Below are 10,603 nucleotides of genomic sequence, written 5' to 3' on the forward strand. Positions count from 1 at the left end.
GCCCGTTGCGGGTAGCGCGACGGGTCCTGGGCGGCGCGGTAGAGCGTCTCCTTGAGCAGGCTCTCGGCGGCCGCCTCGTCGCCGCCGGTCAGCCGCAGCACGTACGTCTCCAGCGCCTCCCGGTGCGGTTCCACCAGGGTGTCGAACGCCGAGCCGGCGCGCTGCTGCGCGGTGCGGGCGGCGGCGCTGCCCGGCGTCGGGACGAACAGGTCCGCGTGCAGCGGAGGATTACGAGGCCGGTCGGCCGCGTGGCGGCCCATGGGTGCCCCTCTCTGATGCGGTGAGCCTCCATGCTGGGCCGCCGGGCCGCCCGCGGACACGGGAGAAGTACCCACGATCAGGTATTCGGGTACGGGTCGGGTAGTTCCCCCGTGTCCGCGCGCCGGGCCGAGGGGAACTGTTGGTCGCTGGAGGACCGACATGTTGTGCGTGCACGTGCCGCCCTGTCCCGGGGCGACCCAGACCGACCACGAGGCCGCGCGGGTGGTCGCCACCCATCCTGAGCAGGGGTGGAGCCTGCTCTGCAACGGTGTGGTGACCTTCGACGACAACGGCGAGCTGCTCCCCGACGGCCGCGTCACCGCGCCGCGGGTGTGCGCCGGGCTCGCCCTCGCGGCGCGACCCGAGGTGTCCGTGGGCATCCACGCGACGGCAACCGGAGGTCACACCCACTAACGTGCTCCTATGAGCACCGCCACGACCGCGCGTGGTTCCCCCGGCAACCTGCCCGCCGAGGTGACCAGTTTCGTCGGCCGGCGGCACGAGCTGACCGGGGTCCGGCGGATGCTGGCCACCAGCCGGCTGGTGACCCTGACGGGGGCCGGCGGCGTCGGCAAGACGCGGCTGGCCCAGCGCATCGGGCTGGACATGCGGCGGGCCTTCGCCGACGGCGTGTGGCTGGTCGAGCTGGCCGAGCTGCGCGATCCGGACCTGGTCGCGGTGACGGTGGCCGAGGCCCTCGGGGTACGCGAGGAGTCGGTCAGCCCCGGCGCGCCCGGACTGGTCACGTTCCTCGCCGACCAGCAGGCGCTGCTGATCCTGGACAACTGTGAGCACCTGGTCGGCGCCTGCGCGGATCTCGCCGAGACCCTGCTGCGCAGCTGCCCGGGGCTGCGCATCCTGGTGACCAGCCGGCAGGCGTTGCGGATCGCCGGCGAGGCCACGCTGACCGTGCACCCGCTCTCGGTGCCCGACGCGGACGAGGACTGCACCCCGGCCGACCTGTCCCGCTACGAGTCGGCCAGCCTGCTGGTGGAACGGGCGACCGCGGTGCTGCCCGGCTTCGCCGTCACGGACGCGAACTGCGCCACCATCAGCTCGCTGTGCCAGGCGCTGGAGGGCATGCCGCTGGCGATCGAGCTGGCTGTGGCCCGGCTGCGGGTGCTGACGCTGGACGAGATCCTGGACCGTCTGACGGACAGATACCGGCTGCTCACCGCCGGTGCCCGCAACGCGCCGGCCCGCCAGCAGACGCTGCGCGCCCTGATCGACTGGAGCTGGGACCTCTGCTCCGAGCCGGAGCAATTGCTCTGGTCGCGGCTGTCGGTCTTCTCCGGCGGCCTGGAGCTCGACGCCGCCGAATACGTCGGCGCGGACGAAAAACTGCCGGCCGACGGCATCCTGGACGTGGTCGCGTCGCTGGTGGAGAAGTCGATCATCGTGCGCACCGGGGACGGTCCGCGGGCCCGCTACAAGATGCTCGAGGTGATCCGCGAGTACGGCGTCGCCCGGCTCGCCGCCGCCGGTGAGCAGGCGGAGGTCGCGCGGCGGCACTGCGACTGGTTCGCCCGGCTGGCCGCGTACGGCGACACCCACTGGGTGAGCCCCGACCAGGCCGGGCTGATGCTGCGGTTGCGCCACGAGCAGGCCAACCTGCGCGTCGCCCTGGAGTACGCGGTCACCTCGGCAGCGCCCGAGACCGCCCTGCGCTTCGCCGCCGACCTGCAGAACCACTGGTTCGTCCGCGGCCTGCTCTCCGAGGGCCGGCACTGGCTGGACCGCGCACTGGCCATGCCGGCGCCGCAGCACTGGACCCGGGTCAAGGCGTTGCGGGTAGCCGGGTGGATCGCCTGCGTGCAGAGCGACCCGTCGCGGGCCCAGGCGCTGTTGTCCGACGCCCGGTCGCTGGCCATGACCCTGCCGCCGTCGCCGGAGCTGGCGTTCATCCCGCTGATCGAGGGCAACATCGCCATGTTCGGCGGCGACCACGCCAAGGCGCTGCCGCTGTTCGAGCAGGCCCTGACCCGGTTCCGGGAGCTGGGCTCGCTCAGCGGCGAGATGTGGACGCTGGCGGTGCTGGGACTGGCCCGTGGGCTGGCCGACGACGACCCGACCGACGGCTATCCGGACCTGCTGGCGTGCCGGGACCTGGCGGCGGCCAACGGTGAGGTGTGGTGGCGCTCCTTCGCGATGTGGGCGCTCAGTGTGCTGCGCTGGCTGGCCGGTGACCTGGCGGGCGCGGCCGAGGCGGCCAAGGAGAGCCTCGAGGTCGGCAAGCTGGTCGAGGACGAGCAGTTCAGCGTGGGCCTGTCACTGGAGAGCCTGGGCTGGGTGTGCGCCACCGAACGGCGCGACCAGCGCGCGGCCGAGCTGCTGGGCGCGGCCGAGCGGGTGTGGCAGGCGATGCACGCCTCGCTGGCGTCGTTCCACGGTCTGCAGGACCACCACGACGAGGCGGTCGCCACGATCCGGGCGCGGCTCGGCGACCGGGCGTTCGACGCGGCGTTCCGGCGCGGGAGCGAGCTGAGCACGGCCGAGGCGCTGACCATGGCGCTGGAACGCTCGGCTCCTCCCGGAGTCCCGGCGCCGCGTACGGCAGCGGCCGAGCCGGCTCCCACCGCGGACGCCCGGCTGGCCGAGCTGGGCCTGACCCGGCGCGAACGCGAGGTGATCACGCTGATCGCCCAGGGGCTGACCAACCGGGAGATCGCGGCGCGACTGGTGGTGGCCCAGCGCACGGCGGAGGGCCACGTGGAGAACATCCTGAGCAAGCTGGGCTTCACGTCCCGCGCGCAGGTGGCGGGCTGGCTGGCAACGCAACGCGATACCTGACAGAAGGTGTCAGCTACCTGGGGCAGGATCGGTACGTCGGCGACGATCAGCGCCGCCCGTACCCGAAAGGCTCCTGCCATGCCCGGTTTCGCCTCCCTCGCCATGATCAATCTTGACGCCGCGGATCCTCCCGGCCTGGCGACGTTCTACTCGCAGGTGCTGGGCTGGGACGTCCTGCACAGCGAGGCCGAGTACGCCATGATCGGCGACGGCTCCACCAGCATCGGCTTCGGCCGGCTGCCCGGCTACTCGGCGCCCGGCTGGCCCCAGGAGACCGCCCCGAAGCGCTTCCACCTGGACTTCTACGTCGACGACCTGGACAAGGCGGAGGAGCAGGCGCTGGCCCTGGGCGCCACCAAGCCGGCCGAGCAGCCGACCCCGGACCGCTGGCGGGTGCTGCTCGACCCGGGCGGCCACCCGTTCGACATCTGCCTGCGTTCCTGACCGGTCAATCTGGCCCGCTGCGGCCGGACGTGTCGCTCGCGGCCTGAGATCATCGGGCGATGCTCGCCGACCTCATCGCCGCCCTGTCCCCGCACGACGATCTCGCCGCAGCGCACCGGGCCGACGCGCTGGCCTGGCTGGCCGGCACGGACGACGTGTACCGCCGGGTCAAGCCGGCAACGCCGCCGAAGCACCTGGTGGCCTACGTGGTGCCGACCGACCCGGCCACCGGGGACGTACTGCTGGTGGACCACCGCAACGCGATGCTGTGGCTGCCGCCGGGCGGCCACGTGGAGCCGGGTGAGCACCCGGCGCTGACAGCCGCCCGCGAATTGGAGGAGGAGCTCGGCTGCACCGGCGTGGCGGCCGAGCCGGTCTTCCTGACCGTGACCGAGACGGTCGGTCTGGACGCCGGGCACACGGACGTGAGCCTGTGGTTCCCGGCCGCGGTGGGCCGTGACGAGCCACTGCGGGTGGACGAGCGGGAGTTCGCCGGGGTGCGGTGGTGGGCCCGGGCGGAGCTGGCGGCGGCCGACCCGGCTCGTTTCGAGCCGCATCTCGGCCGCTACCTCGCCGCCCGGGACCGGACCTGACCTCACTCAGGCGAAGTACACAGCGCCGTCGGCACCGGTCCAGCCGGAACCGATCTGCACCGGTTCACCCCAGCGGACGGTCAGGTCACCGTTGATGCCGTTGTTGTAGTAGGCGAACAATTTACCGTCGTCTTTCCGCATCACCTCAGCGAAACCGTCACCCGAGATGTCCGCGAAGTAGACCGCACTGTCAGCACCGGTCCACCCCACACCGATCTGCACCGGATCACCCCAACGCACGGTCAGGTCACCGTTGATGCCGTTGTTGTAATAGGCGAACAACTTGCCGTCCGACTTGCGGATCACCTCCGCGTAACCGTCACCCGAGATGTCCGCGAAATACACCCCGCCATCGGCACCGGTCCATCCCGCACCGATCTGCACCGGATCACCCCAACGGACCGTCAGATCTCCATTGATGCCGTTGTTGTAGTACGCGAACAGCTTGCCGCCGTCCTTGCGGATCACCTCGGCGAAACCGTCACCGGAGATGTCGGCGAAGTAGACCGCACTGTCGGCACCGGTCCACCCCGAACCGATCTGCACCGGATCACCCCAACGGACCGTCAGGTCACCGTTGATGCCGTTGTTGTAGTACGCGAACAGCTTGCCGTCGGACTTGCGGATCACCTCGGCGAAGCCGTCCCCGGAGAGGTCGGCGAAGTACACCCCGCCGTCGGCACCGGTCCACCCCGAACCGATCTGCACCGGATCACCCCAGCGGACCGTCAGGTCACCGTTGATGCCGTTGTTGTAGCGCGCCCGCAGCAAACCGCTGTCCTTGCTGATCACCTCCGCATGCCGGTCGCCCGACAGCGAGTCGCCGCGGGTCCGCCACAGGGCCGCGGCGATGCGCGCGCCGTCGGCCGCTTCCGGCTGGTACCGGGCCGGGTACGCGGACACCTGTACGCGCTGACAGACGTCGCCGACGACTGCGTTCTGCCAGCTCCCGTTGGGGTAGAGCGACAGCATCTTGCCGAGGAACGCGTTGGTCGCCCAGGTCGGGTTGAGCCGCTGGGCGCGGGTGCCCCAGGAGGCCCGCTGCTGGAACAGGCCGAGACTGTCGTGGTCGACCTCCTGCGAGATGTTCTCGATGGCCGACTCGGGGATCGTCGTGGTGACCGCGATCGTGGCGGCGTGCAGGGGCAGGTTGCGGGCCCGTACGGCCTCGACCACCATGCGGGCGCAGGAGATCTTGTATCCCGTCAGCTTGTTGCGGAGCTGCCCGGTGAGCTGCGGGTTGAGTTGCCGGGCCAGATCGTTGTCGCGGCCGGTGACGCCGGCGGGGTCGCACGCCACGGTGGTCCAGGCGAGTGCCGGTGTCGCGGTGACCGCGACAACGCCGGTGGCGATCAGCAGGGTCGCGGCCAGCCCGGACAGGCGTCGGGTGAAGGTTTTCATCGAAGGTTCCCCCGCTCAGGCGACGTAGATGGCGGTGTCGGCCATGGTCCAGCCGGCGCCCACGACCGTCGGGTTGCTCCACGTGACCTTCAGGTCCGCCGTGATGCCGTTGTTGTAGCGGGCGATCAGCTCACCGTCCTGCTTGGTGATGCGGTCGGCGCGACCGTCGCCGTTCAGGTCGGCGAAGTAGACGGAGGTGTCCGCCACGGTCAGGCCCGACTCGACCTCGATCGGGTCGCCCCAGCGGACGGTCAGGTCACCGTTGATGCCGTTGTTGTAGTAGACGAACAGCTTGCCGTTGTCCTTGCGGATCACCTCTGCGTAACCGTCGCCGGAGATGTCGGCGAACTGGACGGCGTTGTCGGCTCCGGTCCAGCCGGCGCCGATCCGGACGGGGCCACCCCAGATCACCGCTCCGTTGCCGTGGACACCGTTGTTGTAGTACGCGAACAGGGCACCGTCGGCGTCCTTGCGGATCGCCTCGGCGTAACCGTCACCCGAGAGGTCGGCGAAGTACACCGAGTCGTCGGCCATCGTCCAGCCGACGCCGATCTGCTTCGATGCGGTCCAGCGGACCCCGAGGGAACTGGTGATGCCGTGGTTGTAATAGGCCTGAAGCGCCCCGGACGGGTCCTTGCGGATGGCGTCGGTCTGGCCGTTGCCGTCCAGGTCGGCGAGATAGAGAGCGTTGTCCGAGCCGGTCCAGCCATTGCCGACCTTGACCGCGCCACCCCAGGCGACGGCTCCCCCGCCGTCGACCCCGTTGTTGTAGTACGCGTACAGGTCGCCCGCGGCGTCCTTGCGGACCAGCTCCGCGTGGCCGTCGGCGGAGAGCGAGTCGCGCCGGGCGGCGGCCAGATTGGTACGCCGGATCGGCGTGTACGACATCAGGTCGTCCGCCTTGTTGAAGCCGAGGCTGCCGACGTTGTTGGGCCCCCACGGATTCTGCACGGTCTCGCCGTCGTCGTTGAACGAGTACACGTACGCGCCCTGGCCGTGGTCGCCGGAACTCTTCCAGTGGGAGAACAGTTCCATGTGCCCGTTGCGCACGATCGCGTCACCCGGGGCGAGCTGGTCCCGGCTGGCCAGCCTGGTCCAGTACGGCGACGAACCCTGGAAGTCGCCGGTGACATAGCTCTGGCCCAGGTGCCAGGCCATCGACACCAGGCCCGAGCAGTCACGCCGGTAGGTCTTGTCCGCCCAGGCGTCGCGGAACCAGGTGCCGGTCTGGGTGTAGGTGATCCCGGCATCCACCCAGAACTGGGCCCGGGCCAGCACCTCGGACCGGCCGACGGGTCCATTGACGACGGACGCGTGCGCGGCCTCGGGGGTGGCGACGACGGCTGAGGTCACGCCGAAGCCGATGCCGGCGGCGGCCATGGCGAGCACGCTCGAAACGGTGGCGAGAAGGGACCTGGAGGATGAACGAAGGGGCATGGCTGTATCCCTGCTTTCAATTGATCGACTGTCGAATGTGGAAGGGAATTGACACCGGTCGCTACTGGCGACCGTGCGGAGGCGCGCTTAAGGTGGCTTGAGGCAGCAAGCAACCGTGTGAGGAGCCAGTCGGCGGCCTCACTCACATACGGGGTGTGCAGTGCTCGTCTCTTCGGGGTTCCCCTTTCCCGGCTTCCGGCCGGGCGTCTCGGCTGGCAGGACCATCGCGCACCGGACGGGAACGAACCTTGACCGATCCTTGACCGCCCCTGATCCCGCGCCGGCATGATCGAGTTCCGGCTGCTGGGCGAGGTCCAGATGTGGGTGTCCGGGCAACCGGTCGCGCTGGGCCCGCTCAAGCAGCGGACCGTCCTGGCCGCACTGCTGATCGACGCGGGCACGTCGGTGCCGACGGACACGCTCATCGACCGGGTGTGGGACGAGGCCCCGCCGGCGGAGGCGCGGAACGTCCTCTACACGTACATGGCCCGGCTGCGCCGGGTCCTGCTCGCGGCGTCTTCCGACGCGCCGTCGCTGCTGCGCAAGCCCGGCGGATACCTGTTCGACGTCGACCCCGTGCTCATCGACCTGCATTTGTTGCGTCGTCTCACCACCCAGGCCCGCGAGCACCCGGAGGGCGGTCCGGCCCGGTTGTCGCTGTTACGGCGGGCCGTCGACCTGTGGCACGGTGAGCCCCTGGCCGGGCTGAGCGGTGAGTGGGTGGCCCGGATCCGCGAAGGCACCCGTCAGCAGATCCACGGCCTGCTGGCCGACTGGTCCGACGCGGAGATCAGTGCCGGGCGGTACGCCACAGTGGTCGACCGGTTGTCCCCTGTCGTCGACAGTCACCCGCTGGCCGAGCCGCTCATCCTGCACCTGATGCGGGCGTTGTATCTCGACGGCCGCCGGACCGGAGCCCTGGAGCGGTACGGCCGTACCCGTCAGCATCTGGCCGACGAGCTGGGCATCGACCCTTCCGCCGAACTGCAGGAGCTGCACCAGCGGATTCTGCGGGGCACGCCGGAACGGCCGGTGCCGCCCGCCCCCGGTGCGGTCACGCCGCTGACCGTGTCACCCGAGCCGATCGAGGCCGCGGCGCCGGCCGAGCCCATCGTCGACCCGCCGTCCGCCGGCTCCGACGAGGGGGTTCCGGGCCGGCAGCTCCCGGTCGGCCTCGACGACTTCACCGGCTGCGAACCGGAGATCGCACAGGTGCTCACCACCCTGGGCAGCCGATCCGGCGAGGACCGCCAGGTCGTCGTGGTCACCGGCCCCGGCGGCATCGGCAAGACGTCCTTCACCGTCCACCTGGCCAACCTGCTGGCCCCGCACTATCCGGACGGTCAGATCCTGGTCGGCTCCGCGGGCCGCGAGGGCCAGACCGGCGAGCTGGTCGATCGCGTCCTGCGGGCCCTCGGCGTGCAGGACGCCCACCGCCTCGGCACGATCGAGGACAAGGTGGCCCGGTACAGAGCGACCATCCGCGGCCGGCGCCTGCTGATCATCATCGACAACGCCGCCGGCGCCGGCGAGATCAGGCCGCTGGTGCCCGGCGCGCCCGGAACGGCACTCATCGTGTCCAGCCGCGCCCGGCTCACCACCATCCCCCGGGCCGAGCACGTCGAGCTGCGCCTGTTCTCCCGGGACGAGTCGCTGACGTTGCTGCGCCGCATCATCGGCCGGGAGCGGGTCGACCGCGAACCGGAGGCGGCTGCCGCTCTGGCCGCCCTGTGCGCCGGTCTGCCGCTGGCCCTGCGGATCGTGGCGGCCCGGCTGGCGGCGCGTCCACACTGGCGGATCACCCGGCTGCTCGACCGCATGCGCGACGAGCGGCGCCGGCTCGACGAGATGGCGGTCGACGGCCTGGCCGTGCGGATCAGCGTCGGGGTGAGCTACGAGGGCCTGCCGCCGGCCGTACGAAAGGCGTTCCGGCTGCTCGGTTTCCTCGGCTGTGCCACGTTCGCCGAGTGGATGGCCGCGGCCCTGTTCGGCGAATCGGTCGGCGACGCCGGGGATCTGCTGGAGCAGTTGTTCGACGCCCGGCTCGTGGAGATCGACGACAGCCCGGCCGACTCGGTCGTGCGCTACCGGATGCACGAGCTGGTGCGCCTGTACGCCCGCGAACGCGCCCTCGAGGAGGACGGCGAAGCCGAACTCACCGAGGCCGTACGACGGACGGTCGCCGCCGCCACCGAGATCGTCGACCGGCTGGGCGAGTCGCTGCCGTACGCGGTGGCCCGGTCCTACCAGGGCATCAGCCCGGTGGCCGGCGTGCACCCGACGGTCCTGCAGACCGACTGCAGTGGCCCCGACTGGCTGGCCACCGAGGCCGACGCGCTGGTGGCCACCGTGGTGCGGGCCGCCGGGGCGGGCCTCGTCGAGGAGGCCTGCGTGCTCGCCGACGCCCTGGTCTATTCGTCGTTCGCGCTCAGCAACGACTTCAGCCGGTGGAACCGAGCGCATGCCGCCGCGCACGCCGCCGCGCGGGCCAGCGGCAACCGCGTCGCCGAGGCGGTGATGGCCTGCGGGGTCGGCCTGCTGAGATACAAGGAGGACCGGTTCACCGACGCGGAGCGGCACTTCACGGCGGCCATCGAGCTCTTCGGCGACGTCGGCCACGAGCACGGCCGGGCCGCCGCTGTCAGTGGTCTGGGCACTGTGCTGCGGGAGGTGGGCCGGCACCAGGAGGCGGTGCCGATGCTCGAACGCGCCCTGCCGGTCCTGGAACGCGTCGGTGACCGCGCCGGCGCCGCCCACGCCGCCTACGGTCTCGGGCACGCCCACCGCGAGCTCGGCCACGACGACCAGGCGATGCGATACCTGGAACGGGCGCGCAACCTGTACCGCTCGGCCGGGCACTGGCGTGGTGAGGCGATCGCCGTCCGCGGCATCGGGCTGGTCCACCGGGCCCGCGGTGACCTGGACGCCGCGGAGGTGTGGTTCGTCCAGGCGCACGACATGGTGCTGCGCCGCGGTGACCGGCTGCTGGCCTGTTACACGACGCAGAGCCTGGCCAAGCTGTGGATCCGCCAGGGCCGGCCCGAGCAGGCCGCCGAGCCGCTCGCCCGCAGCCTGCAGCTCTGCGTCGACGCGCAGGACCGCTTCGGTGCCGCGCTGCTGCGCCGCACGCTCGGCGAGATGCACCTGGCCGCCGGACGGCCGGACGACGCGCTGCGCGACCTGTTCCTGGCCTTCGCGGTGTGGACGGAGCTGGGGCACGAGCTCGGCCGGGCCCGTACCCTGCGCGATATCGGTGCGGCGCACGTTCTGGGCGGTGACTGCGGGTCGGCCCACCAGGCGTGGCAGTCGGCGTACACCACCTTCAGCCGGCTCGGCCTGCGCGAGGCCGGCGAGTTGAACTGGTGGATCCGCAGGTGGGGCTGTTACTGCGACCACGTCTGGCTCACCGGGGACGATGCCGAGCGCACCCTGCCCTCGCGTCCGTGACAGTCCTGCAAGAAACGTTCCAGGTTCCTGTAGGTGCCGGTTCGTAGCGTGACCGCGCCGCACCGCACCCGAACGGAGACCTCGATGAGACTTGCGAAGCTGTCCCTGGTCACGACCACGCTCTGCCTCACCGCCGCCGCGGCGGCTTGTTCGAGCGACGCCGCCACCCCGGGCGGCGCCCCGGCGCCGATGTCCACGACTCCGGTGCCGGCGCCTTCGCTGATGCCGCC

8 protein-coding genes are annotated in these 10,603 nt (G+C 71.3%); 5 read left to right on the plus strand and 3 right to left on the minus strand.

All coding sequences use genetic code 11. The annotated features are described in order from the left end of the window. The coding region (locus tag AB0C29_RS17795; protein WP_360821381.1) for a hypothetical protein at nucleotides 1-260 on the minus strand (260 nt) is incomplete at its 3' end. Between the two features lie 163 nt (nucleotides 261-423). On the opposite strand from AB0C29_RS17795, the gene AB0C29_RS17800 reads away from it, so the two are divergent. The 4 genes from AB0C29_RS17800 to AB0C29_RS17815 all read left to right on the plus strand — a co-directional run bounded on the left by AB0C29_RS17800 (nucleotide 424) and on the right by AB0C29_RS17815 (nucleotide 4,088). Then, nucleotides 424-675: a DUF5999 family protein gene (locus AB0C29_RS17800; protein WP_360821393.1), complete on the plus strand. Its 252-nt coding sequence runs from the start codon at nucleotides 424-426 to the stop codon at nucleotides 673-675. A 9-nt stretch (nucleotides 676-684) separates the two neighbouring features. Beyond that, nucleotides 685-3,051 (plus strand): LuxR C-terminal-related transcriptional regulator, encoded by a 2,367-nt coding sequence (locus tag AB0C29_RS17805; protein ID WP_360821383.1) that lies wholly within the window; start codon nucleotides 685-687, stop codon nucleotides 3,049-3,051. 78 nt (nucleotides 3,052-3,129) lie between these two features. After that, entirely contained in the window at nucleotides 3,130-3,495 is a 366-nt protein-coding gene (locus AB0C29_RS17810; protein WP_360821384.1) for a VOC family protein, read from the plus strand. Nucleotides 3,496-3,554: 59 nt separating this feature from the next. Continuing rightward, complete coding sequence (locus tag AB0C29_RS17815) at nucleotides 3,555-4,088, plus strand: NUDIX hydrolase (protein ID WP_360821385.1); 534 nt, start codon at nucleotides 3,555-3,557, stop codon at nucleotides 4,086-4,088. Nucleotides 4,089-4,094: 6 nt separating this feature from the next. Here the strand turns inward: AB0C29_RS17815 and AB0C29_RS17820 are convergent, their stop codons facing one another. Beyond that, nucleotides 4,095-5,489: a VCBS repeat-containing protein gene (locus tag AB0C29_RS17820; protein ID WP_360821387.1), complete on the minus strand. Its 1,395-nt coding sequence runs from the start codon at nucleotides 5,487-5,489 to the stop codon at nucleotides 4,095-4,097. Nucleotides 5,490-5,504: 15 nt separating this feature from the next. Then, nucleotides 5,505-6,878: a VCBS repeat-containing protein gene (locus AB0C29_RS17825; protein ID WP_360821389.1), complete on the minus strand. Its 1,374-nt coding sequence runs from the start codon at nucleotides 6,876-6,878 to the stop codon at nucleotides 5,505-5,507. Between the two features lie 333 nt (nucleotides 6,879-7,211). Here AB0C29_RS17825 and AB0C29_RS17830 point away from each other — a divergent pair, with 333 nt between their 5' ends. Continuing rightward, nucleotides 7,212-10,373: a tetratricopeptide repeat protein gene (locus AB0C29_RS17830; protein WP_360821391.1), complete on the plus strand. Its 3,162-nt coding sequence runs from the start codon at nucleotides 7,212-7,214 to the stop codon at nucleotides 10,371-10,373. Nucleotides 10,374-10,603 lie beyond the last annotated feature (230 nt).

Origin of the sequence: Actinoplanes sp. NPDC048791 (assembly GCF_040650095.1) — a bacterium.
In the GTDB taxonomy this organism is placed as follows: Bacteria; Actinomycetota; Actinomycetes; order Mycobacteriales; family Micromonosporaceae; genus Actinoplanes.

What these genes read in the sequence shown, in the direction of transcription:
- AB0C29_RS17805 (WP_360821383.1), top strand. Translation starts at nt 685, where the DNA reads ATGAGCACCGCCACGACCGCGCGTGGTTCCCCCGGCAACCTGCCCGCC.
- AB0C29_RS17810 (WP_360821384.1), top strand. Translation starts at nt 3,130, where the DNA reads ATGCCCGGTTTCGCCTCCCTCGCCATGATCAATCTTGACGCCGCGGAT.
- AB0C29_RS17815 (WP_360821385.1), top strand. Translation starts at nt 3,555, where the DNA reads ATGCTCGCCGACCTCATCGCCGCCCTGTCCCCGCACGACGATCTCGCC.
- AB0C29_RS17820 (WP_360821387.1), bottom strand. Translation starts at nt 5,489, where the DNA reads ATGAAAACCTTCACCCGACGCCTGTCCGGGCTGGCCGCGACCCTGCTG.
- AB0C29_RS17830 (WP_360821391.1), top strand. Translation starts at nt 7,212, where the DNA reads ATGATCGAGTTCCGGCTGCTGGGCGAGGTCCAGATGTGGGTGTCCGGG.